Source organism: Dyella nitratireducens, assembly GCF_014642835.1.
Classification (GTDB): Bacteria; Pseudomonadota; Gammaproteobacteria; order Xanthomonadales; family Rhodanobacteraceae; genus Dyella_B; species Dyella_B nitratireducens.
Window position 1 is genome coordinate 2,325,388 of the sequence record NZ_BMJA01000001.1, and the last position, 25,798, is coordinate 2,351,185.

Genomic DNA, 25,798 nt, shown 5'->3' on the forward strand with positions numbered 1-25,798 from the left:
GTTTCACGCGCAGCGCCCGGCGTTCGCGCGAGGGGACATTTTGACTCTTGCAAATGGACGGCCAAATGCCGTCGCGATCAGGATGTGCATGGCGTGATCAGGCAAACGAGACATCGGCTGCAAGGACCGCGAATGCCACAAGGACGTGGCAGGGGGACATCAAACACGCATCTGCCACGTGTTGTAGAGCCGACACGCTGCTGTCGTGATTCGGTTATCTGCGGCGCGGAAGCTTCGTGGCGCCGATCGGGAACATATCGGCGGCGCCTTAGGTCGACGCAAGCACGGGGCAGCGAATGAGCATGCGGCAAGGGGGAAGGATTCCGGCGCGCCTGGCGCGTCCGCTGACGGCACTGATCGGCCTTGCGCTGGCATGTCCGCTGGCCGCGCAAACGCATAATCAAACCGCGCCGGCCCCTGCGTCCGCGCCGGCCAAATTCCAGGTCAACGAATACCTCGTACGCGGCAATACGCTGCTGCAACCGGACGACATAGAAAACACGGTTGATCCCTATCTTGGCCCCGGGCGCAGCATGGATGACGTGCATGGCGCGCGCGACGCGCTGCAGAAGCTGTATCAGTCCAAGGGCTACCAGTCGGTGGTGATTGAGATTCCGCCGCAGCAAGTCAAGAACGGCGTGATCCTGCTGCAGGTGGCGGAAAACAGCATCGGCCGCCTGCGTGTAGAAGGCGCGAAGTATCACTCGCCGCAGGAAATCCGCGATGCGGTGCCATCGCTCGCGCAGGGCACCGTGCCTAACTTCAACCAGGTGCAGAAAGAGCTCACGGATCTGAACCGTCAGCCCGGCCAGCAGGTGGTGCCGTTGCTCAGTCCCGGCAGCATGCCGCAAACGATGGATGTGACGCTGAAGGTCAACGACACCTATCCGCTGCACGCCAGTGTCGAAGTCAACAACGACCATAGTGCCTACACGCCAGATTTACGCACCATCGCCACGGTCCGCTACGACAACCTGTGGCAGCTGGGGCAGAGCATTTCAGCCACCTATATCGTGGCGCCGCAGGACCGGCACGCCACCGAGGTTTATGCGCTGTCATACCTCGCGCCTTTGAGCAAGAACTGGAGCCTGCTCGGCTCCGCTTACAAATCCAACAGCAACGCCAACACGCTAGGTGGCACCACGGTGCTCGGCAAGGGCAATGCGGTAAGCCTGCAAGCGACCGATCAACTGCCGGTGCTGGGCGGGGATTACACGCAGATGGTGTCCTTCGGCGTCAGCCGCAAGCATTTTGAACAGAACATCACGCTCGGTGGAAACACCTTGCAAGCGCCACTGACGTACTACCCGCTGTCGGCCGCTTATACCGGTCAGCGCACGACGGACAAATCCACCACCAGCCTCACCTTCACCGGCACCTTCGGCTGGCGTGGCGTAGGCAGCAGCAATCAGGCGTTCGATAACCAGCGTTACAACGCGCGCGACAACTTTGCGGACCTGCGGTTTGATTTCAACTACGTGCACAGTTTTGCCGGCGATTTTGCCGTCGCGACGCGAGCCAGCGCGCAAGCCAGCGACCAGCCGCTGATTTCCAGCGAGCAATTCGCGGCCGGCGGCATGAGCAGCGTGCGCGGTTATCTGTCGGCGGAAGAAACCGCCGACAACGGTGCCATCGCGTCCGTCGAGTTGCGTACGCCATCGATCCACGCGTGGGTCGGATCGTTCGCTGACGACTGGCGTTTCCACCTGTTCGTCGACAGTGCGCGCCTGATGTTGATCGATCCGCTGGCCGAGCAGCGCGGACGCTTCACCTTGCTCAGCACTGGCGTCGGTACGTCGTTCACCGTTTTCCACGACCTGAGCGGTGACGTCGAATACGCCTACCCGTTGCGGGCCGGCGTGCAGACCAGGGCGCACGACGGACATCTGCTTTTCAGCGTGAAAGCGGGCTTGTAACCAGTTTGCTGTAACCACTTTGCATCATCCGGATAGAGGCTCAACGACCATGCGGTACTTCATCCTTCTCTGCACGCTGTGCCTGCTGCTGGCGCCACGATTGAGCATGGCCAGCGAGGCTTCCTGGTGGAACGACGACTGGTCGTACCGCAAACCCATCACGCTGGATACGACGCCGAAGGGCGGCAATCTTGCGCAGCCGGCCGGTCGCATGCCGTTGTTGATCCGCCTGCATCCCGGCAATTTCCAGTTCGACGGCGTTGCCAAGACCGGCGCCGATCTGCGCTTTGTCGGTCCTGACGGCAAGACGCCGCTGAATTACCAGATCGAAAACTTCGATCCGGTGATGGGCGTGGCGCAGATCTGGCTCGACGTGACGGACCTGCCGGCCAACGGCCAGCAAACCATCTGGATGTACTACGGCAACACCAAGGCACCCATGTTCAGTGATGGCGCCGCTACGTTCGATGCGGATTACACCCTGGTCTATCACTTCGACGAACAGAGTGGCCAGCCGCCGAAAGATGCGACCGCTTACGGCAACAATGCGCAAAGCGGTGCACTGCGCACGATGGATGACGGCATCGCCGGCAATGCCGGACGCTTCGATGGCTCCAGTGTCGTCGCCTTACCGGCAAGCTCGTCGCTCGATATCAAGGATGGTGGCAGCTTTACCTTCAGCGCATGGATCAAGCTGGATGCGATGCCGGCCACGGCCACGTTGATCTACGGTCATCGCCAGGACAACAAAGCCCTGCTGATCGGCATCGACAACGGTGCACCATTCGTGGAAGTGGATGGTGGCAGTGCGCCGCAGCGTGCCAATGCCACGGCGCCGTTGAAGGCGGGCCAGTGGACGCATCTGGCGGTGACGGCCGGCAACGGGCAGGTGACGTTGTATGTGAATGGGCAGCCCGCTGCCAATCTCGCCGCTGCGCTGCCTGCCTTGAGCGGTTCGGCCACGCTCGGCGGTGATATCGCCAGCGCCGGCAATACGCCGGTGCCATTCGCCGCATTCGTCGGCCAGATGGATGAACTGCGTCTTTCGCGTGTGGCGCGCCCGGCAACGGTGATGGCCGCCGATGTGCTGACACAAGGCGCGGAGTCGAAGCTGGTGTCGTACGGCGAGGATGAAAAGAAATCCGGATTCGGCTTCGGCTACTTCGGCATCATCGTCAAGTCGGTGACGGTGGATGCATGGGTGGTCATCGCATTGCTGGGAATCATGGCGGTGATCTCCTGGCTGGTGATGTGGCAGCGCGGCAGCTACGTATCACGAGTCACGAACGCGAATGAACGTTTTCTGCATCGCTATCGCGAACTCGGCAGCAATTTGCTTGGCCTTGCCGGCAACCACGTATCGCCGGCGATCAAGGGTGAACTTACCGGTTCGTCGCTGTATCGCCTCTACGAAACCGGCACCAAGGAAGTATGGCGCCGCCGCGACGACGAAGGCCGGCTGGTGATCGCCTCCGAATCCATCGAAGCCATTCGCGCCGTGATGGATTCCACCCTGGTACGCGAGAACCAGGCGCTGTCACGCTCGATGGTGATGCTCACCATTGCGATTTCGGGCGGCCCGTTCCTCGGTCTGCTCGGCACGGTGGTCGGCGTGATGATCACCTTCGCCGCCATCGCCGCCGCGGGCGACGTGAACATCAACGCGATCGCGCCGGGCATTTCCGCTGCGCTGCTGGCGACGGTAGCCGGCCTGTTCGTCGCGATTCCTGCGCTGTTTGGCTACAACTACTTGCTGACGCGCAACAAGGCGGTCACCGCGAACATGCAGGTGTTCGTCGACGAATTCGTGACGCGCCTGGCCGAACTGCATCGCGCCGCCGATCTCTCTACGGTGGAAAGCTGAGGAGCGCGCCATGCAAGTCCAGGACGAAGACAAACCCTACGACGACATCAACATCACGCCGATGTTGGACTTGGCGTACGTGCTGCTGGTGATCTTCATCATCATGACCACCGCGGCGGTGCAGGGCATCAAGGTGAACCTGCCCAAGGCCAGTTCATCGGTGAGCCTGGCCAAGCCGCAGACCAAGGCGATCACCGTGTCCGACACCGGGCAGGTTTTTCTCGACGCCTTTCCGGTGACGATGGGCGAGCTCGAACAGCGCCTGCGCGAACAGAAAGCGCTCACGCCGGATTTCCCGGTGATCGTAAAGGGCGACTCCAACGTGCAGTACCAGAAAGTGGTCGACGTGCTCGACCTGCTGCGCCGTCTTGAACTCACGCAAGTCGGTCTGGTGACCGGCAAGCAATCCAGCTGACGAGCGCGCGCCATGTTCGAGCCCGGTTACCCAAAGCGGACACGATGGCAGCGATGGCGCGGACGCATCATCGCCATCGTGCTGTTGCTTGCTGCGGCATGGCTGGTGTGGATGCTGGCGGGCCACGAAGTGGGTGTGCGCCGTTCTGCACCGCGCATCGCCACCATCACGCCCTTGCCACCACCACCTCCGCCGCCGAAGGAAAAGCCACCGGAGCCGAAGAAGGTGGAAGAGATCAAGCAGGAAGTGCCCAAGCCCGAACCGGCCAAACCGGTGCAGGCGCCTAAAGCGCCCGATCTCGCCAAGCAAATCACCATCAACGGTCCCGCCCAGGCTGGCAACGATGCCTTCAACATCGGTGCGGGCGAGGGTGGCGGCATGGTCGGCAGCGGTGGCGGCACCGGCGTGGGCGGTTCGTCCTACGAGCAATACCTGAGCTACGCGTTGCAGGAAGCTGTCCAGCGCGACGACCGCACGCGCCGCCTGGTGTTCGACGTGCGCGTGAATCTGTGGCTCTCGCCCGATGGCGGCGTGACGCGCGTGGAACTGATCAAGCCCAGCGGTGTTGCGAAGACCGATAGCGCGCTGCTCGAAGTATTGCGCGGCGTGCGCATCGATACGCCACCACCCCCGAATTTGAGCATGCCGGTGCGCGTTGCCATGCGCGGCTATCGGCCTGGTTGAGGTTTTTTATGGAGAACATGATGAAGTCTCTCGCGCAGAAGCAAAATTTACTCTGCCGTCATTCCCACGGAAGTGGGAATCCATCTCGCTCCTGGCGGGAGGCAAACATGGATTCCCGCCTTCGCGGGAATGACGGCAAGGGAAAACCGACTCCCATGCACAAAAAGGCGCTATGCCTTGTTGTCGGCGTGTTGCTGGCAGGGCCGGCCGTCACGGCTTTCGCGCAGGACGCGGCACCATCAACCAACGCCACGATCAACCTGATCCACTTGATGGTGAAGAAGGGCTTGCTCACCCAAGGCGAAGCCGACGGTTTGCTCAAGCAAGCCAACGACGAAGCCATGCAGGCGCAAAAAGCCGCTGTTGCCGCGCCGACTGCTGTACCGGCGGACGGCGCGCAGCCGGGCGACGTGCGCGCCGTCTACGTGCCGCAGAACGTGCGCAACGAAATCCGCGAGCAGGTGAAGCAGGAAGTGATCGCGCAGGCCAAGAGCGAACACTGGGCCGAGCCGAATGCGATACCGGATTGGCTGGATCGCATCAGCTGGTATGGCGACGTGCACGTGCGCGATGAATCCTGGCTCTACAGTCGCAACAATGCGAATGACTTCATCGATTACGCTGCGCTCAATCGCAACGGACCGTTCGATATCAACACCAGCACGGCAAATGTGTACCCGCCGCTTCTCAATTCCACCCAGAACCGCACCAACATGCTGCGCCTGCAGGCGCATATCGGCATGAACGTAAAGCTCGGCGACACCATCACCGCGGGCGTGCGCATCGGTTCCGGCGGCGACAACAATCCTGTGTCGACCACCCAGACGCTGGGCGGCGGCTTGATCAAGAAAGACATCTGGCTGGATCAGGCCTGGATCCGCTGGCAGCCGAACAAGGATCTGTCGGTGACGGCCGGCCGCATGCCTGATCCGTTCATGGTCACCGACCTGATCTATTCCACCGAACTCAATTTCGACGGTGTCGCCGGGCATGGCGAACTGCCGTTCTCCGATGACCTGACGGCCTTTGCGACCTTGGGTGCGTTCCCGATCCAGTACACCGGCGGTACTACCGGTAACGAAGCGCCTGCCGAGGCAAGCAGCAACAGCAAATATTCGGACAACCGATGGATGAGCGCGGCACAGTTCGGCTTCAAATGGAAGTTTGCCGATGAAGCAAGCTGGAAGATGGCGCTGGCGTATTACTACTTCGATCGCATGCGAGGGCAACTGTCCGCACCCTGCTATCTCTACACCGGTATCAATTACTGCAGCACCGACGATACCGCTCCGGACTATATGCAGTGGGGCAATACCGTGTTCTTGCTGCGCGACATCGTACCTAGCACGTCGTCGCCGACCAACTACGCGCAACCGCAGTTCGTGGGCCTGTCGTACAACTATCACATCGCCGATTTGACCAATAAGATCGACTTCAAAGTCGGCGAAACGCCGATCGAGATCCAGGCCGAATACGAGCGCAACCTGGCCTATCACGCACGCGATGCCTTCGACCGCTATCCGGATGGGCTGGGCGTGCCGGTAAACAACTACCAGGGCAGCGCCACCTCGGGTGAAAACGGCCCGTACAAGAGCGGTCCGGTAGGCTGGCTGGTGCGCGGCATCATCGGTACGCCGCAGCCGATGGCCTTGAACGAATGGAATATCGCGCTGGGTTACAAGTACCTGCAGCCCGACGCGATGCTCGACGGCCTCACCGACCAGAACTTCCACCTCGGCGGCACCAATGCCAAGGGCTTCATCCTCACCGCGGATTACGGCATCGCGCCGCGTACCTGGTTGTCCGCTCGCTACTACGGCGCCAAGCAGGTGTACGGTCCGCCATTCACCATCGATGTGGTGCAGTTTGAAATCAGCACGAAGTTCTAAGGAATAACTGATGAAACGTGCAGCGACTTTCGTCATCTTCCTCTGCGCCGCGTTGGCCGGCAGCGTCCACGCACAAACGCTGGAGGAGCAATTGCGTTCGCAGCTTGCCGACGCACGCAACCAATTGCAGGACTTGCAAGGCCAGCAAGCGCAATGGCAGACGGAGAAAGCCAAGCTTGAACAGGAGCGCGACGCGGCGCGCAAGGAGGCCGATGCGGCGAAGGCGGAAGCGGGCAAGCATCAAGGCATGTCATCGCAGGATGCTGCGGCATTGGCTACCGAGCGCACCGCACGCGAACAGGCCGAGGCGCAGGTGCAGCAACTGCAAAAAGAGGTGGCTGACGCCAATGCCAAGGAGCATGCGCAGGAACAGCATGGCAGCGACCTCGGCGGGCAATTGAGCGAAGCGCAGCAGCAAGTCACCACCTGCACGGCGAAGAACCAGCAGCTGTACAAGATCGGCAACGAGATCCTGGATGCGTACAGCCATATGAGCCTGGGCAAGATGATTGCCGGCCGTGAGCCGTTTGCGGCGTCGGAGCGGGTGAAGTTGGACAATGCGGCGCAGGCTTACGGGGACCGGTTGTACGAGCAGCGTTACGATCCGCGCATGACGACGCCTTCCGGTAAGACTGGCAGCACGGCGCATTGACTCCCTCTACCCCTGGCCCTCCCCCGAAGGAGAGAAGGGGACTCGTAGCTGCAATCGCAACGCAATTGGCGTACGTTGATACCTTTTCAACCGCCAATTCCCACTGAAGGACCAACCATGCGCATTGTTCGAACGCTTCCCGCTCTTGCCGCCATGCTTCTCGCCGTGGTGCCGGCCGCTGCCGTACAAGCCCAATCCAGCGGCGACAGCAACCCGCCACTCGGCGGCCCGGCGATATCCGGGGTCTGCTATCTGTCGCGCGAGGCGATCTTCGCCAACGCCAAGGTCGGCAAGGCCGCTTCCGTGCGCTTGAAGCAGCTGACCGAACAGGCACAGAGCGAGATCGATGCGGAGCGCAAGCCGATCGATGCCGACGTGCAGACCTATCGCTCGCAGGCGGCATCGCTGTCCGCCGATCAGCGCCAGTCGCGTGAGCAGGCACTGGGCCAGCGCATGCAGAAAGTTCAGGAAGACCAGGCCCTGCGCAGCCGTGAGCTGGAAGCCACGCGCGTCAAGGCCATGGGCCAGATCGCGCAATATGCGCAGCCGGTGATCACCGACGTGTACCGCAGCAAGAGCTGTGGCTTGCTGCTGGATCGCAACGCCGTGCTCGGCGGCAACATGGCCAACGATTTGACGCCGGCGGTCGTGCAAGGTCTGGACAGCAAGGTCACGACCATTTCATTCAACCTGGAGCAACTTCCCGCCAACAGCGGCGCGCCGAGCGGTGCGCAACAGTAATCGGTGATGAAACCATGCGCGTGGTGCATTCCGTTTTATGGCTAGGCACGTTGTGCCTCGTATCCGCGTCTGCGATGGCGCAGACGGATGCACCCGCGCAAGCTCAAGCGTCCTCGTCGTGTGTGGACGTCAGCGTCAACGACCATGCCGCGTTGTCATACGCGTGCCTCAACCAACGCTTGGCCGCGTCCACGCGTCCCGCGCCTCAACCGCAAATACAGCTTGATGCCGTCACGCAGCTGCCCAGCAACCAGCAGGTGGGGCAGTTCAATTTTTCGGCTTTCAGTCATCAGATGGGCAGCAATCTCGGTAAATCCGTGACGCCATGGCGGCCACCGCCGTTGCAGCCGCTGCCGTTGTTTGGTGTTCCGGTTGGGGCGCATTGACGTGCGCGGTGAGTGTTTCAGTCTTGCGTGATATCTGATCGTCCCTCGACGTCATTCCGGCGAAAGCCGGAATCCAGTTCAAATACGTCGTGCGAAGCACTCAACCTAAAAAGATTAATGTGTCCTTCGGACGCGTAATTACACTGGATTCCGGCTTTCGCCGGAATGACGTCGAGGCAAGGAAAGACGCTCTGGATAGGGCGCAAACAGAGACGCGCCAACGAACGACGGCATTTGTTTTCATCGTGTGAAATCCCCACGACATGCCCCATGAAATTTTGATGACACGGTTCAGTCCGTCATCCACGCGGCGGTCTACTTAACGGTGAAGTGCCGATTAAAGACGTCCAGGGGAAGAGTTTCGTGATCACACCGGTCGGTTCAGGCAAACGTTTCCGTTCCACGCGTGCAGTAACGCTCAGACACCCCCTGGCCTATGCCATTGCTACCGTGCTGGCGATGGCCGCCTTGCCGGTGCATGCCGGCAGCAATCCGCCGCCGCTGAGTCAGGCATGGCTGCAGCAGCAGGCGTTGAATCGCAATACCACACAGCCTGCCGGCAGCACCTCGCCGGCCACGGCCGGCATTGTCCCGCAGTCGCCGCAACAACTGCTGCAACAGCAACAGGTCCAGCAATCACTCGCCAATCTCAGTCGCACTGTGCAAGCCGTCGCCGCACAGATCGCCGCGCAACAATCAGCACAACAAGCGGCGCAGAAACAAACATCACCGGTACCAAATGGTTTGACGCCCGGCGGCCTGGTCGTCGCATCCGGCATATCCAGCAATCCGTCGCTATGGCAGAACGCCAACCTGCCCACGCAAACGACGTCGAACGGACAAACCACCGTCCAGGTAAAACAGACGGCGCAAAAAGCCATCCTCACCTGGAACAGCTTCAACGTCGGCAGCAACACCACGCTGTATTTCAATCAAAGCGGCGGCAACCAGACCAACGGCAGCAACAACAACTGGATTGCGCTCAATCGTGTGATCGATCCGAGTGGCGTGCCGAGTCAGATCTTTGGGCAGATCAAAGCCGAAGGCACGGTCTACATCCTCAATCACAACGGCATTCTGTTTGGTGCCGGCAGCCAGGTGAATACGCAGTCGTTGATTGCCAGTTCGCTGGATCTGTTGAGCAGCGATGTCGCTACCAGCAACAGCGAGTTTCTCAACGGGGGCATCGCTTCCACTAACTCCGCTCTACCGTTCCTGGTCAACGGCGCGTTTAGCGATGGCAAGAACCACGACGTGGTGGTGCAAAACGGTGCCTCCATCACCGGCGGAACACAAGGCTTCGTGCTGTTGGCCGCACCCAGCGTCTCCAATGCCGGCAGTGTCGTGGATGACCAGGGTCAGGTCATCCTGGCGGCGGGTACGCAATTCATCAATGCGTCGTCGAGTACGCAGCCGTTGACCGTGCTGGATACGGGAACTGGCGGCAACGCTATCAATACCGGTCTGCTGCAATCACGGCGAGGCCACGTGGAAATGGATGGCTACAGCGTTACCCAGGATGGCGTGGCGTTGGCCTCCACCAGTATCAATTACCCGGGCAGCATCGTGCTGAACGCTCAGGATGAGGGGGTCGCGAGTGGTTCCTATCAGCGTGGTGGAGCCCTGACGCTCGGTCCCAATTCCGTTACCGCTGTGCTGCCGGAAGAGGACGGTGCGACCACGACCTCCACGGCTGCGGCTACTGCTGCCTTCGTCAGTAGCAGCCTTACCCTCACTGGCAAAACGGTCACCTTCCAGCCTGGATCGTTGCTGGAGGCGCCCAATGCCAAGCTCAGCATCAATGCCGTACTGGATAACGCGACAGACCATACCGATCCATTGGCCGGTCGTATCTATGTCGATAACAGCGCAGTGATCGACGTGTCGGGCTTGGCTGACGTGGAGCTCCCCATGTCGGCCTTGCTGGTGACAATTCCGCGCATCGGCCAGAACGAACTGGCGAATTCGCCGCTATTGCGCAACAGCTTCCTGTACACGCAGAAGAACGTCGTCGTCGACAGCACCCAAAGTGGCGTGACGACCGATGGCCTTGCCTGGGTTGGCAGCCCCATCCTCAACGTTTCCGGCTACGTGGATGATGTGCCGCGCACCGTCGATCAGCTGATGACCAACGGCGGCAGCATCAATCTCACCGGTACTCAGGTGATCGTGCGCAGCGGCGCGCAACTTAACCTGGGTGGCGGCTATATCGCCTACCAGGCCGGTTGGGTCACCACGCCCAACCTGCTGGCTTCCAACGGCCGCATCTACAACATTGCCGATGCAGACCCCAACCTCACCTATGTCGGTTTTGCCGGCGAATACGACGTTGTCGACAACCGTTGGGGTGTCACCACCAACTACAGCAATCCGCTGCTGGCTGGCACTACGCGCTGGGATAGCGGTTTTGCAGTAGGCGGTAATGCAGGCACGCTCAATATCGCTACAGGCGATGCTCTGGTGCTGGATGGCCAGATCAGTGCTCAGGCGTTTGCCGGCCGCAATCAAGTGACGCAGAGTACCCAACCCAGCGGGGGCACGCTGGAGATCACTGTTGCCGGCGCGGCCAATACGGTTGGTGTAAATGTCTCGCCCAGCATCCTGTTGCAGCAATCCGTAGCGCCGCTCGAGCAGCTTGATCCCAATTTCAAGGCCGATACGCCGTGGTCGACCGTGCTCAGCGCGGACGATCCCACGGGTAGCAATACGTATGACCTGTCGCGCTGGGTGCCGGTTTCAGCCAACCTGGCGCAGCAGGGCGGCTTCAGTACCGTCAACCTGACTTCCACCGCACCCATCGGTGGCGAGATCCTTGAGCAGGCAGGCACCGTACTCGGCGTGCAGCCTGGCGGTTCGATCCAGCTTACGGCGGACGCCATTCATATTCTCGGTGAACTCAGCGCCCCGTCTGGTGCAATCACCTTGGCGGGATCAGGTGGCGGCTATTTGCCCGATCCCACCAGCCTTGCGGGTGCGCTCCTGCCCGGCGACATCATCATCGGCAACGACACGGTGCTCAGCACTCGCGGGCTATGGGTAAACGACACCGGCGCTTCCACAGACAATTACATCGGCGATCGCTACATCAATGGCGGCACGATCAAGCTGATCAACAATCAAGCGGATATTGTTGTCAACAATGCCGGCACCCCCACCTCTACCGATGAAACCGGCTCAATCGTGCTTCAATCGGGCAGCTTGCTGGATGTGTCCAGCGGCGGCTACGTCAACAGCAGCGGCCAGTTGCAGTTGAACAATGGCGTGCCCATTGGGAGTGGTGGAAGCATCAGCCTGATCGATTACGCCGACCAGGGCCAAAATAAATTCGACAACGCCAATTGGGCGCCGCCTTCCTCCCTCGGCCAGGGCAAGCTCGTACTGGATGGCACCTTGCGCGCCTACGGCTTCAGCGGTGGCGGCACGCTCAGTTTGCAGGTGGACGATATCCAGATCGGTGGGAGTGCCAGCGATCTGGCGCTGAGCAACGGCCTGTATCTGTCCCCTTCCTTCTTTGCGGGCCAGGGTTTCGACAACTACGCGCTTACTTCGCTTGCAGACGCGAACATCGCGCCGGGCGCCATCGTGCGGATCAGCCGCGATAACTTGCTGCCCAATGTCACCGCCTTGCAGGCGGCTCCCACCGGTACGGACATCTATGGCCAGAGTTCGTTGACCGATAGCGCCTATGTCAGCGTTGGGCAGTTGGCGCCCTACCTGCGCTATATCACCCGTGGTGCGAATGGCCCAGGTTTTTCGCTAAACGCGGGTCAATATTTGAATTACTCGGCAACGTCGATCCTTGTCAATGGATTCTCGATTCCTGCACCACCGGCGTACCCCGGCGTCACAGGTTCGTTGACGCTGGGAGTGGGGGCGCTGATTTCCGCGGATGCAGGGGCCAATATCGCGCTGACGGGCACACAGTCCACGATTTTGGACGGCACCATCGACGCACCGGGCGGCACCATCACTACGCCCAGCAATTCCCTGGCCAGTGGCAACTTCCTCACTAGCGTGCCGGAACTCGTGCTGGGGCCGTCGGCAGTCCTGGATGTCGCCGGCGTATCGCTGGTCAATCCCTTGGCGGAGGCAGTGTCCGGCAGCTTGACGGGCCTGGGCGTTGCCCCGCGATATATCCCTCGCACAGGTGTGGTGCTGGATGGCGGCAGCGTAAGTCTGACGTCCGACTACGGCTATGTGCTTACCGCGCAAGGCAGCGTGATCGACGTGTCGGGCAGCTCCGATGTCTACGATCTGCCCAGCGCAAATGGCGCGTCCGGCGGAGCCGGGACGAGCTACACACCCACCCCGGTATGGAGCAATGCCGGTTCGATCGTGCTGGGCGCCGCCGCGGGCCTGTATGCGGACGGCAAGCTGTTGGGACAGGCAGGCAACGCTCAGGGTGAAGGCGGCAGCTTGCAGATTGTCGGCATGAAGCCCTTCAACAATCCCTGGGAACCAAAGTCCACCGCTATCGTATTGCAGTCATCCGGTCTGCTGGTGCCTGGTTCCAGCCTGCAACTGGATGGTGGCGACCCGACACACGTTACGATTGTCAATCCTGCTACGGGCGCAGTCACATATAGCCGTGCCACGGGGGTGCTGTACTTCGCGCTGGATCACCTGGACGACTCCGGTATCACCAGCCTTGTCCTCGGTCCAGACGCATCGGTCAGCAGCACCATCAACAGCGCAGACAACTACGGCATCTTGCCGATCGGTTTCGCCGGCAACATCAATCTTTCGCTCGGCAAAAGCTTCGCGGCGTATGCGAGCACATTGACCGCCTTGCCGGCAGGCAGCAAGGATTTGTCCGGGGTCAGCGCCAGCGCCTACAACACGGGCGATGGCATCGTGCAGATCAGTGCCCCCTATGTGGAAATTACCGGTGCCTCGGGCAATACGACGGCACAGCGGAGTCCGGTGGCGGGCAGCGGCACCTTGGATATCCAAGCCGACTTCATGGACCTGGGCGGCTTAATCAATTTGCAGGGCTGGGGCAACACCCATTTCGCCGCTGGCGACGCTATCCGCTTCTACGAACCCGTCGACCTCGAATACGCCAACGCCAACGGCAGCATGATTCCTGGAATGCTGTTCAGCACCGGCAACATCACCTTGAAGGCGGCCGAGCTTTACCCGGTCAGCAACTACTACTTCGCGATTGATGCCAATCCTTCCGGTCTGACAAGCGCACAAGGCCAGGCGCTCACTACCACGCTTACCATCCAGGGCAATGGCGCCGCCAGCGTGCCGCTGTCGGCAGGTGGCGGCCTGCTTCTGGATGCCGACACGATCGTGCAGGACGGTACGGTATGGGTGCCGTCCGGCAATCTCGTCATCGGCGTACAGAATCCCAGTACTGCGATGACCGCCTTCGGCCTTGCTGGGACCAATGTCCTTTATCCGAATCTGGTCGCCACGCAAACTGTCACGCTCGGTGCCGGAAGTCTTACGTCGGTTTCACTCGGTGGCGAAACCGTGCCCTATGGCAGCACCACCGATGGTCAGGAGTGGAATTATGCTGGCGCGGGCGGTAGTTATACCGTTTCCCCGCTGACGGCACCGCCCGCCAAATCCATCACCATTGCCGGCTCCAATGTTTCGCTGGATAGCGGCGCTACCATCGATATTCGCGGTGGTGGCAGCTTGCAGGCCTCGGAATGGGTGCCGGGTACGGGCGGCACCGTCAATGTGCTCACCCAATACGAAACCAGCTACGCCAACAGCACTACCGGCGAGCAGGTACCGCAATACACCGATGGCCGCGCCATTTACGCCATCCTGCCGGGCTATACCGCGCCGGTCAGCGCGCAGGATGCGGCCATGAGCAATGCCGCTGGCGCCGGTGCCGGCCCAGCCGTGGGCCAATCGATCTACCTGTCCGGCATCGCCGGACTGCCCGCCGGCTACTACACCCTGCTGCCCGCCGGCTATGCGACGCTGCCAGGTGCGTACCGCGTGGTGCAGGACACCAGCACACAGAACGTCGCGCTGGGTCAGAACGTGGTCCTGCCAGATGGCACGCTCAGCGTTACGGGATATTTCGCCAATGCACTGGACGGCGCGCATCAATCCACCAACACCACCTTCCTCGTGCAATCGGCGCCGGTATGGCAGCAGTATTCGCAGTACAGGTTCACCGACGCGAACAGTTATTTCACCGCTCAGGCTGCCAGCAGCGGCACGGTTGCGCCGCTGCTGCCCGAAGATGGCGGTCATCTGACGTTGAGCGCCACCCAGCAATTGCTGGTGGATGCCACGCTGGACAACGCGCCTGCCAGCGGTGGTCGTCCGGGCTTGGTGGATATCGCGGCGCAGGCGATCCAGGTGGTGGACGCCAATTCCACGCCGCTGGCCGGCTATCTGCAGATCTCTGCCGATCAATTGACTGCCTTTGACGCGGGCAGCCTGCTGCTCGGCGGGACCCGCCAGCTCACCAACAACGGCTATCAAGTCACCAGCATCGCCGATAGCGTGGTGCTGTCCAACGATAGCGCCGACCCGCTGCAAGGGCAGGAGATTCTGCTCGTTGCCAATGGCAATGGCGATCCCGGTGCGCAAGGCGTCGTGTTGCAGCCAGGCAGTTATCTTGCCGCCACCGGTAGCAGCACACCCAATACCACGCCACTGCTGTTCGGTAGCAATGCAAGCAGCAACGGCAGTGCTGCGGTCAGTGGTAACGGAGCCTTGCTGCGCGTTTCACAAGATGGCGTTGCCCCGGTCACCCGCTACGACGTTTCCGGCACCACGCTGGGCAATCTCACCATTGATGCCGGCGCCACCGTGCAGGGCGGCGGCTCGCTCACTATGGATACCACCGGCGCCACCAGCGTGGATCCAAACGCAGTATTTACCGCACAGAACATCCAAGCCACCGCCAACCAGATCAACTTTATCGGCGCCGGCATGGCGACCGGTGCTGGCACTGGCGGCCTGGTCATCGGCCCAAGCACCTTGAACCTGTTCAACAATGCGCAGCAGATCACGCTGAACAGTCGAGGTGCGATCGACTTCCTTGGCAATGTCAGCATCGATCTGCCGCAGGCCCTCAATCTCAACGCCAACGCCTATGTCAGCAATGGCGGTACGGTCAGTATCAAGGCAGGCACACTTGGTCTGGGCAATGCGGCCGGCACTAGTGCCGCCACCGCGGCAGCGGGCACGGGCCAGTTGATACTCAACGCGAACGAGCTGGATTTCACCGCCGGCAACAGTGTCACCCAGGGCTTTGCCAGCATTACTGGCAACGCCAGCCAGGGCATGAGAGGCGAAGGCACCGGCGGCATGGATTTCGGTGAGGCCAACGTCAGCTTCAATACGCCGATCCTGCTGGCTGAAAGCAGTGGCGATACCGCGCTGACTACGACCGGCAGCTTCGCCGTCAACCATGCCGGCGGTACGCCGTTGGCCGATGACAATCTGGGCGGCGCCTTGGCGCTCAGCGGCGGTACGCTGATCGTGGGCTCGCAAGTGGATGCGCTGGCCGGCAAGCTCAATCTGACCGCCACCAGTGGCGATCTCACCCTTACCGGCAATGCCAACGTCGACACCGCGGGCGTCAACAAAACCTTCTATGACGTCACCACCTATGCGGCGGGTGGCAATCTTGCACTCACATCGAACCAAGGTTCGGTGATCGTGAACTCTGGCGCGGTGGTGAACTTCGCCGGTGCGCCGTTGGGTGGCACGGCAGGCAGCCTCACCATTGCTGCAAACAATCTCGCTACGTTGAATGGCACGTTTGAAGGCGGCGCTGCCAGCGGCTATCAGGGTGGTGACTTCACGCTGAGCAGCGGTGGTGCGCTGAATCTGGATCAACTGGCGCAACTGATCCGCAACGCAGGCATCACCGGTGGCGTCGCCATCACCAGCGACGCGGGCAACCTTTTGCTCTCCGCTGGACAAAGCTTGTCGGCGCAGGATGTGTACCTCACCGCCAACGGTGGCAGCGGTACGGTCAACGGCAGTGCCGGCGTGGTGGATATCGAAGGCACACTGAATGTTTCCGGTGACGCCGCCGGAGAAATCCAGCTCTTCGGCCGCAACGGCGTCACCGTCAACGGCAGCCTGCTGGCCACTAGCAGCATGCCGGGACAATACGGCGGCATCGTGGAAATCGGCACCAAGGGCACGCCGGACGGTAGTCTCAACGCAACTTATGGTTACGAGAACATGCAGCCCGGCAGTGCCGGCAGCATCGTGTTCGGGCCGAATGCCATGGTGAATGTTTCGGGCGGCTCCGCTGGCGTGGGCGGCGTAGTCAACCTGCGCGCGCCGTTGCTGGCCAATGGCGACGTACCGATCAGCTTCGCCACTACGGCACCGATCACCGGCGCCAGCCGTATCACTCTCGTGCCGTATGCGGTGTGGAGTACGGCTGACGCCCAATACAAGGGTACAGCCAAGTCCTTTGATGGCCTGATCGATCCTGCAGGCTGGTACACCGCCGGCGCTGGCGGCACGCCGCAGCTGGTAGGCGGTACCTGGTACGACGAGGCAGGTGATCCGCTGGCCGCGCCTACCACGGCCGCGATGCTGCAAACCTATCTCAGCAACGATTACTTCGTGCCGACGTCGGCCAATGCGGCGCATCAGGATTTCTACGGTTATGTCGGCGGCAACACCGGCGATCCGGGCACCTTGATGAGCTATGTGGAGCAACCGGGCTACACCTTCGGCAATCGCTATGCGGGCATTGCCAATTTGCAGATCAGCCCCGGCATCGAGCTGATCAATCCGGACGCAAGCACCAATGGCGGCGATATTTCGATACTTACCAACTGGAACCTCGGTGCTGGCGTTACCGCCGCCGATGGCACCATCCAGTTGGCATATCGTTATGGCGCCAATCCTTCCGTCTCTGCCTCGGGCATTGCACCCACACTGACCGTGCTGGCCCTGCACAACGTGAATGTCGATGCCAGCATTACCGATGGCTTCTACCAGCAGAATGATGGCGCTTCGCTTACGGCGCCCGTATTTCAGACCTTGTCGTCGGAGGATCCTCTCTACTCCCCGGATTACCAGGCGTATCTAAATGCCGTCGGTTATCTACTAAACGGCAATTCGGAATATACAAGTCAATGTTGCACATCCCCATCAGGTGGGCAGTATGACCTGTGGAACGGTGGCTACACTTATTTCTATGCGTCCGATGATGCAACAGGCCCCTCCGTCGCCACCAACATCGTCAACGACACCAACAGCAATTTCTATTTTGCGGTGAAGGAGCCACAGCAATTTCAGTCCCATGCTTACTATCTGAACTATCAGGCATACATCGATACCGTGGGATATGGCCAGCCCGGAAGCTGGTCATACGCTTTCAACCAAGCGGACTTCAATGTCTTTCTTTACTACATTCCCCCGGGCGTGGCTCCGCCGCAGATCGGCGCCAGCTATGCCGCGTATGTACAAGCGTATGAAAACTATTTGACCACCAATTTCCAGGGCAATGTCCCGGAGACACAGATGCAGTCGCCGCCACCCATTCTGGCGCCGCTGCAATCGGAGGCGCTCAGCAACTACACGTTGTATTCGCAGGACTACGCCCAGTACATCACGGGTTTCAACACGTACTACAACTATGTCGTCAACAATTTGAATGGCATTACGCCCTCCGGCACCTCATGGGTATTGTTCTACGCCCCGTCTTACCCGTTCACTCAGTCGCTGCAGATACCCCGGGCAGCAAACAACTCGCCCTCGAACATGCCGAGCCTGGCCAATCCGGCGTCATTAGCCTCCGCCACCTTGCTGGGCGGATCAAGCAGCACGTATCAGCTGGTGGCAGGAGCCAATTTCGCCAGCGCCAACCCGCTCTCCGTTGTAGCGAATACCAGCGCCGGCAATATCAATCTCGACGGTCATTTCGCTGCGCAGTACACCGCGAACGGCGGCGACGACAAAACGCTGGAATTTCCCACTGTCGTGCGTACCGGCACAGGTTCCATCGATATTGCGGCGGCGGGCGATATTGACTGGCAGGATTCGACTGCACCCGCCACAGTCTATGCCGCGGGTGAGCCTGCGTTGGGGACGACGGCGGGCACCGGAGTGAATGTGGTCATGGCTGCTAGTGGTAGCGGACCCGTGCCCGATCTGCTGGTCACCGACCCGGTCAATCCCGTCAACGCAGGCAATGTTCTGCTCAGCGCAGGCGGCAATATCAACAGCATCGAACAGGTCTATGACACCACTGGGAGCATCACCGGCACGGCAGGTACGCTGATCAGCCAGTTCTGGTGGCCGTGGATGGAAACCGGCAACGTTTTCAACGCAAGCGGCTCCGTCGTCACCCGCAGCTCGATCAACTTTGCCAACTTCGATCAGGGCGTGATGAGCGCCGGCGGTAATGTCGCCGTTACAGCGGGTGACAATATCAGCGATCTTTCGATCTCGCTTCCCACCACTTGGTATGCCAATGCTGCAGGCACCGCCATCACCACTGTGGGCGGCGGCAATCTCACGGTCAGCGCGGGCGGCAATATTCTTAGCGGTAGTTATTTCGTCGCAAAGGGTACGGGCAGCCTCTCGGCGGGCGGGTTGATCGGTTCCGATTTCACGTATGTATTGCCGGCGGGTAGCACGGGTCCAAACAACGAGGCGATTGACGGTTCCATTACTCCTGTTTCCACGCTGCTTGCCTTGCAAGATGCGCAATGGAACGTGCAAGCCCGTGATGGCGTGAATATCGCAGACATTCTCGATCCATCCTACGACTCCGTGCTAGGAGTTAGCCAGGCGGATGCGCAAAGCTACAGCAGCAACTCGGCAGTCAACGTGAAAACCGCTGCTGGCGATGTGACGCTGGGCAGTCTCACCTGGGAAACACAGGTGCTTGGAGATGCTCCGGCTGGCGAACTCGGCGTATTGCCTTCGACGCTTGATTTCACGGCGCTGAATGGGAATGTCAATATCCTTACCGGAGGTGGGCTGTATCCATCGGCAACGGGGAATTTGAGTCTGCTCGCTGGCGGATCGATTCAATTTGGCCAGCAGAACTACGATCTTTTCACTACCAATGGCGCCTGGTATGGCTTTGGCCTCATCGATGCGAATGCCTCGGTGTTGCCTTCGCCCCTTTCGCCCAACGGTTCCGATCCGGTCGACCACTCAAATCTGTCCGGACAGGTTTATCTGGATGATGGAGGCGTAAATCCTCTTTACGCTCAGGTATTGCATCAGGCTGGGCTCCACAGCGATGACACCACGCCGGTGCGCATCTACGCGCTCAACGGCAGCATCATCAACGGCACGCCGGCACCCAACGGTACTTACGCGAATGCTTTGCTGATCGAGCCGGACAAGCCGGCGTTGATCCAGGCAGGTCAGGATATCGTCGACCTGTCGTTCGTCGGCCAGCAAACCCACGGCTCGGATGTCACGCGGATCGTGGCAGGTCATGATATCTACGATACGCAGTACAACCCCACTTCATTGGATTTGATTCAACCACTGGGGCTGAATTATCAATTGGTACCTGTCATTGAGTTGGGTGGCGTAGGCACGCTGGATGTCGAGGCGGGCCACAATGTTGGTCCGCTCACCAGCCACGCCGATCTTCTCAACGCGAACAATAATGGCATCAACGTTCCCACCGGCATCGAAAGCATCGGCAACTCGCTCAACCCCTACTTGCCCCATGATGGCGCCAGTGTCGACGTGCTGTTTGGCGTAGCGCCGGGTATCGACACCAGCAACTTCCTCACCCAATACCTGAGCAACCCGAATGGTGTAGATGGCTTTGGGAGTCTCGTGCCGGATCTGGTCACCTTCATGGAGCAACAAGAAGACGGCCAGGCGGTCTTCACGGGTTTCGCCAAGGATCAACTCAACGTGGTGTTGACGCCGCAGCAAGCTGAAACCGCCTTCCAGCAACTGCCTTCCTACAAACAGGAATTGTTCGTGCAGCAGGAGTTCTTCAAGCTGCTGGCGCAGGTCGGTGCGGATTACAACAATCCATCCAGTCCTTATTACAACCAGTACGCCCGCGGCTATGCGGCGATCGAAAGCCTGTTCCCCGCCTCGCTGGGCTACACCGATAACGGCAGCGGCGCAGGTGGCATCAATGGCGAAGCCAAGACCGTCGACACGGGCGACCTGGATATTCGCAGTTCCACCATCCAGACGCAGCAGGGCGGCAATATCAGCATTCTTGGACCTGGTGGTCAGGCACTGATCGGCAGTGCCGAAGCGCCACCTGTTATTACCAATTCCCGAGGCAACGTGGTTGCCGGCCCCAACAGCATGGGCGTGATCACCCTGGAGCAGGGCAATGTGGACATCTTTACCGACCGCAGCTTGTTGCTGGCGCAAAGTCGCGTGTTCACTGAGCAGGGCGGCAATATGGTGATCTGGAGTTCCAACGGCGATATCAACGCAGGCCAGGGTGCAAAAACTGTGGCCGTGATTCCGCCGCCCAGCTATCTGTGTGATCAGGATGCCTTCTGCATCCTCGACGCCAAGGGTGAAGTGAGCGGCGCCGGCATCGCCACTTTGCAAACGATACCCGGCGCGCCGACAGGCAACGTCTATTTGGTCGCGCCGCGCGGTACGGTAGATGCGGGCGATGCCGGCATCCGTGTCTCCGGCAACCTGGTGGTGGCCGCGGCGCAAGTATTGAATGCCGACAACATCCAGGTGCAGGGACAGAAGATTGGTGTGCCGGTGGCGCAAACGGTGAACGTCGGCGCACTTACCAATGCGGCCGCTGCAGCCGGTGCGGTAAGCAAGGTGGCGCAGGATATGGCCAAGCAGCAACAGAACGATGCGCTCGGCAAGCAGCCGTCGATCATCTCGGTGCAGGTGCTGGGCTTCGGCGACAACAGCACCAGCATTCAAGGTAGCGGCAGTTATTACGACCCGAACAGCCCCGTGCAAGTGCTCGGTGCCGGCCCTCTTAGCGATGCACGCAAAAAATCATTGACCGAAGCCGAGCGCAGGCAACTCAGCGAATAACGACATACCGGTAACCAGCATAGAACCGTAAGAACAATAAAGGCCGGCGGGGCAGGCACCGGCCTTAAGGCCCCCAGCATGAATCGAACATCCTCCTTGCGGAATCCGTCCCAGGGACGGGACGGGTTTTTTTTCCACGAAGCCCAAGACAAAGGATTGAGGCGAATCACAGTGAATCAGGGTGCGCTTGTCGAAACACTGATCCAGCTTTCCAATTTCCGTCAATACACCATGGCCGAATCGCTATTGCGGGCTTGCACGCGCGAACAGCTGCAGGCATTGCTTGAGGTGGCGGAGCGTGCTTTCAGCAAGCGGCTTACTTATTCGCTGGAGAAACAGCTCAAACGTATAGGCAATGCAACGGATAAAGTGAAAGGTGTCCTGCTCGCCGAGCTGATGAAGATCTTGAACACATGGTGCATGGAGGGGCATCGCAGTGCGATTCGATCCGTCATGATGGAACTGGCGTTGGATGAGATCACTGCGCTTGCGCGCATGTCGGAGCTGGACAGGGAGGTGTATTCCATGTTGCACGAATACGGATTGCCGTACGAATCGTCGCTGTGCCGATGACGGTTCTGGTGAGGCATTGGTGATTTCATTCGATCTGGCGTTCTAAAGAAAATTGCGCGCTTGTCCATGACGCCTGTTGGTAGATCGCATGCTTAGAAGATGAATATATAATCCCCGCCTCACTATAAAAATCAAGATGACTATAAATCGTGAAAATTCATGCAAAAGTATTCTGTGCACACATATAATGTGCGCTACCTCACACGAGGCGGTGAATTGTCAAATATGACATTAAATATTATTTCAATACGTCAATATTGTAATTTTCCTGGCATATTCAACGACACCAATACTTAATTTCCCCGTCATTGCATAGGCGTAAAAAGCCATGGCCTCCAATTCCGGAGGTAAAACCGCTATGGGGAAAAACCATGAGTTACGGAATGAATCGGTTTAGCACCCGCACCAAGTTGATCGCTGGTGCTCTCGCATTGGTCTTGGCCGGAGTTTCGCACGCATCCGGCACGCAAGTGGGCGGCGGTGCAACGCTGCCGTCGATTGGCTATGTTGGCGCAAATGCGGCTTCGAACCTGCAAGTGTTCGGCAGCGTTACCGGCACCGGTGTCGATCCGAATTCGCTGTTCGGCGTGTATGCGCAGCAGACGGGCAACCCCGGCGTCTCCTACTGCCTCACCGGCAGCGGCGCGGGCAAGGACATCCTCGCTGCGCCGATTACCTTGACTGTTAACGGTGTTTCGACCAGCTTCAGCGTGCAGAATGCTTGCACGAAGAACAGCGTGGGTACTGTCTCCGGCTTCGGCGCTGATGCAACGATCAGTGGCGTGTCGGTGGGCCGCTCGGATCTGACTCAGCCGAACTTCGCGGGTGCGGATGCGCCGCTGGCTGCTTCCGATTACGCCAACTACCAGACCGGCCACGGCAGTGCCGCCTTCCCCACTCAGTTCCCAGCCGTAGCGGGTGCGGTGGCGATTGCCTTCAACGTGCTGGACACCAACGGTGTTCAAGTGACGAGTTCGGCCACGGGCCTTTCCGACTCGATGATCTGCAAGATCTTCGCCGGTGTAGTTACCAATTGGAATGATCCCACCATCGCCAGTGCTTTCACGGTATCCAGTGGCGCCGCGATGCCGAACGCAGCGATCAACGTGCAGTATCGCTCTGACGGAAGCGGCACCTCCTTCGGCTTCAGCAACCATCTGTCGGCTGTTTGCCCCTCGTTTGTCAACAGCAGCGGTCAGACCGCATTCTTCCAGGCCAGCCAGAGCTTCACCAACGTCGTTACCGGTTTTCCGTCCGCAAGCCCTGTGGTCCCGGGTGTCCTGGTTTCCATCCCCAGCAACTGGACCGGCTCCAGCGGCAATGCGTCTGTAGCCAACGCCGTCAAAAACACGGCCAGCAGCCTCGGCTACGTGGAAACGGCCAATGCCTTGGCAATTGCTCCCAACCTGAAGTTCGCCAATGTAAACAGCGCCAGCCCGATCACCAACTTCGGCACCACGCTCAATCTTCTTTCCAGCGAGGTGGTTTATAACGAAGTGATCAGCGGCACCAACAACTCGAACGGCACCCCCGCCCTCGAGGCGATCAGCAGCATCTCGGGTGTGACGCCGCCGCCCACCGGTTCGACGTGCATCGCGCTGGTCAATCCGTCGGTCTATGCCAAGACAGCCAAGGGTGGCTTCCTCCCGCTGGGCACTTATCCGATCGTGGCTATTTCGTATCTGCTCTCGCACGCCCAGGGTGTAGAAGCGTCGGATCTGACCAACACGCAGAATCTGGTCAACGCTCCGTATAACACCACCATCACGGGCAGCGTAACGACCATCGGATCAGGCACGGGTCTTGCGTTCCTGAACCCGGCCCCGAGCACCGGCGGTGGTGCTTTCAGCGTGACCGCGGCCGGCGCCTGCGTTAACAGCGGCAACTAAGATTCGCGTTGCACATTGCAGGAAGCAAAATGGAGGGGATGCCTATGGCATCCCCTCTTTTCAAGTGTGAATGTAAACCCGTAACGGATGCCGGTTGGCTTTCCCCTTCGTTTTTGTGACTAAAGAACGCGTAACGCCGCTAGCACACTGAGTCATCAAACCGACACCTTTAATGACGCCGCCACTTCATAAGCACGTCACGCCACCGGCGTAACGGATGCCAAGCCTTCAATGGGAAGGCGAAGTACAACGAGGTGCGTCATGAACGGTAACTCCATCAGGATCGGCGCAAGCGCCAAATGGACAATGGGTGCGTTGGCGTTAGCGACAGCTTCGGTGTCGTATGCGAGCAGTAATACGCTCGTGGGCGGTGGTTCTACCTTGCCGGTGATCGCTTATGCCGGCGACAGCATAAACAACCCCGTGTACCCGGCGGGTGTGGGCTCAGTGTTCGGCGTCTTTAGCGCCCAAGCGGGAAATCCCAGCGTGTCGTACTGCAAGACGAGCGATGCCATCGCGCTGAACGTTCTTACAGGATCACCAGGTTTCAACGTGCAGGATGCTTGCCCGGCGAACGGTTTCGGTGCGGGAACCGTAGGCCGCGCTGACCTGACCCAACCGAACTATGTTGTCCTGGGCTCGCCGTTGAACGCCAGCGATTATCTTGATTACCAGAACAGCCATCCTGCGGGTGACTACCCCGTGGAGTTCCCGGCTATCGCGGGTGCGATTGCGATCGCGTTCAACCTGACGGACAGTCTTGGCAACCAGGTGACTTCTTCGGAAGTGAATTTCACTGACGGACAAATCTGCTCGATCTTCTCCGGTCAAGTCACCAACTGGAGCGATCCCCGCCTGACTAGCGCGTTTACTCTGACCGATGGCGCCTCGATTCCGGCAAACCCGATCAACGTACAGTACCGCTCTGATGGCAACGGTACCTCTTTCAGCTTCAGCAGCCATCTGGCGACTGTCTGCGGCACCATTAACAACGAGGTCTTTGAGACCAGCCGGGGGTTCACCAGCGTGGTCGCTAATTTCTTTCCCTTGGGTCTTCCACCCAACTGGGTTGGTTCCAGTAGCGACGCGACATTAATCCAAGGCATTGGAAGTACGTCCGGCAGCATTGGCTATGTGGAAACAGCTAACGCCTTGGCAACGATCCCCAGTCCGCAGCTTGCCGATGTGAACGGCAAGAGCCCGCTCATCAACTTCGGGAACCCGCTTACCATCACCGCCGTTTCCTTGCTCTACAACGAGGTGATCAGCAACGTTAATAACGCGAACGGCACCGCAGCCGTTGAGACGATAGGTGCGATCCCAGGCGTCACGAATCCCCCCACCACGCAGTGCATCGCGCTAGTGAAGCCGTCACTCTATGCCAAACCGGCCGTCCCGGGCGGTATCGTACCGTCGACCAGCTATCCGATCGTAGCGATTTCATATCTGCTGGCTAACTCCGAAGGCAATACATCAACGGACCTGATGGCAATACGGGGCTTACTGACGGCTCCGTACACCTCCAGCATCACCAGTCAAGTCACCACCGTCGGACCTGGTACGGGCCTGGCGTTCCTGACTCTTGGCAGCAATGCTTTCACCACCAATCAGATCAGGGGCTGCCTAGTCAACTGAGTCTCACCTCTCATTCCGTAGGAACCAGTAGGAAAGAGATGCAACTGCGCAAGCCGACCGTGCAGACCGCTGACGAATGACGCAGCTATCCGTCGTTGAAGCTTGATAGGCCCATATGGTTGCATTCGACACATGTAAAAACGGCCATCTCCTGAGAGATGGCCGTCTGCTTTGCTGCTGTAGTGATTGGA

General features: G+C 59.8%; 12 protein-coding genes. All 12 read left to right on the top strand.

The window, feature by feature from the left end; genetic code table 11:
• Nucleotides 1-296 precede the first annotated feature (296 nt).
• Nucleotides 297-1,916 (top strand): ShlB/FhaC/HecB family hemolysin secretion/activation protein, encoded by a 1,620-nt coding sequence (locus IEX75_RS10595; protein ID WP_229720735.1) that lies wholly within the window; start codon nt 297-299, stop codon nt 1,914-1,916.
• A 49-nt stretch (nt 1,917-1,965) separates the two neighbouring features.
• Nucleotides 1,966-3,780, top strand: a complete 1,815-nt coding sequence (locus IEX75_RS10600) for a DUF2341 domain-containing protein (RefSeq protein WP_188794168.1) — start codon at nt 1,966-1,968, stop codon at nt 3,778-3,780.
• A gap of 10 nt (nt 3,781-3,790) precedes the next feature.
• Nucleotides 3,791-4,195, top strand: a complete 405-nt coding sequence (locus IEX75_RS10605) for an ExbD/TolR family protein (protein ID WP_188794169.1) — start codon at nt 3,791-3,793, stop codon at nt 4,193-4,195.
• Between the two features lie 12 nt (nt 4,196-4,207).
• The gene (locus IEX75_RS10610) at nt 4,208-4,879 is read left to right on the top strand and encodes an energy transducer TonB family protein (protein ID WP_188794170.1); all 672 of its coding nucleotides are present in this window, start codon (nt 4,208-4,210) and stop codon (nt 4,877-4,879) included.
• A 107-nt stretch (nt 4,880-4,986) separates the two neighbouring features.
• Nucleotides 4,987-6,768, top strand: coding sequence for a putative porin (locus IEX75_RS10615; protein WP_188794171.1), 1,782 nt, complete (start codon nt 4,987-4,989; stop codon nt 6,766-6,768).
• Nucleotides 6,769-6,778: 10 nt separating this feature from the next.
• Nucleotides 6,779-7,420: a hypothetical protein gene (locus IEX75_RS10620; protein ID WP_188794172.1), complete on the top strand. Its 642-nt coding sequence runs from the start codon at nt 6,779-6,781 to the stop codon at nt 7,418-7,420.
• A gap of 117 nt (nt 7,421-7,537) precedes the next feature.
• Nucleotides 7,538-8,161, top strand: a complete 624-nt coding sequence (locus IEX75_RS10625; protein ID WP_188794173.1) for an OmpH/Skp family outer membrane protein — start codon at nt 7,538-7,540, stop codon at nt 8,159-8,161.
• Between the two features lie 14 nt (nt 8,162-8,175).
• Nucleotides 8,176-8,547, top strand: coding sequence for a hypothetical protein (locus IEX75_RS10630; RefSeq protein ID WP_188794174.1), 372 nt, complete (start codon nt 8,176-8,178; stop codon nt 8,545-8,547).
• A gap of 363 nt (nt 8,548-8,910) precedes the next feature.
• Nucleotides 8,911-21,510, top strand: coding sequence for a filamentous haemagglutinin family protein (locus IEX75_RS10635; protein ID WP_188794175.1), 12,600 nt, complete (start codon nt 8,911-8,913; stop codon nt 21,508-21,510).
• A 171-nt stretch (nt 21,511-21,681) separates the two neighbouring features.
• A complete protein-coding gene (locus tag IEX75_RS10640) occupies nt 21,682-22,083 on the top strand; it encodes a hypothetical protein (protein WP_188794176.1) in 402 nt (133 codons plus the stop codon).
• A gap of 383 nt (nt 22,084-22,466) precedes the next feature.
• Nucleotides 22,467-23,972 carry a substrate-binding domain-containing protein gene (locus IEX75_RS10645; protein WP_188794177.1) on the top strand — a complete coding sequence of 502 codons (1,506 nt, stop codon included), beginning with the start codon at nt 22,467-22,469 and terminating at the stop codon, nt 23,970-23,972.
• A 261-nt stretch (nt 23,973-24,233) separates the two neighbouring features.
• Nucleotides 24,234-25,607 carry a substrate-binding domain-containing protein gene (locus tag IEX75_RS10650; protein WP_188794178.1) on the top strand — a complete coding sequence of 458 codons (1,374 nt, stop codon included), beginning with the start codon at nt 24,234-24,236 and terminating at the stop codon, nt 25,605-25,607.
• The last annotated feature ends 191 nt before the right edge of the window (nt 25,608-25,798 follow it).

Bases quoted from the DNA above. Each gene is read 5' to 3' on its own strand.
- IEX75_RS10595 (WP_229720735.1), top strand. From the start codon at position 297: ATGAGCATGCGGCAAGGGGGAAGGATTCCGGCGCGCCTGGCGCGTCCG.
- IEX75_RS10600 (WP_188794168.1), top strand. From the start codon at position 1,966: ATGCGGTACTTCATCCTTCTCTGCACGCTGTGCCTGCTGCTGGCGCCA.
- IEX75_RS10625 (WP_188794173.1), top strand. From the start codon at position 7,538: ATGCGCATTGTTCGAACGCTTCCCGCTCTTGCCGCCATGCTTCTCGCC.
- IEX75_RS10610 (WP_188794170.1), top strand. From the start codon at position 4,208: ATGTTCGAGCCCGGTTACCCAAAGCGGACACGATGGCAGCGATGGCGC.
- IEX75_RS10620 (WP_188794172.1), top strand. From the start codon at position 6,779: ATGAAACGTGCAGCGACTTTCGTCATCTTCCTCTGCGCCGCGTTGGCC.
- IEX75_RS10650 (WP_188794178.1), top strand. From the start codon at position 24,234: ATGAACGGTAACTCCATCAGGATCGGCGCAAGCGCCAAATGGACAATG.
- IEX75_RS10630 (WP_188794174.1), top strand. From the start codon at position 8,176: ATGCGCGTGGTGCATTCCGTTTTATGGCTAGGCACGTTGTGCCTCGTA.
- IEX75_RS10645 (WP_188794177.1), top strand. From the start codon at position 22,467: ATGAATCGGTTTAGCACCCGCACCAAGTTGATCGCTGGTGCTCTCGCA.
- IEX75_RS10615 (WP_188794171.1), top strand. From the start codon at position 4,987: ATGGATTCCCGCCTTCGCGGGAATGACGGCAAGGGAAAACCGACTCCC.
- IEX75_RS10605 (WP_188794169.1), top strand. From the start codon at position 3,791: ATGCAAGTCCAGGACGAAGACAAACCCTACGACGACATCAACATCACG.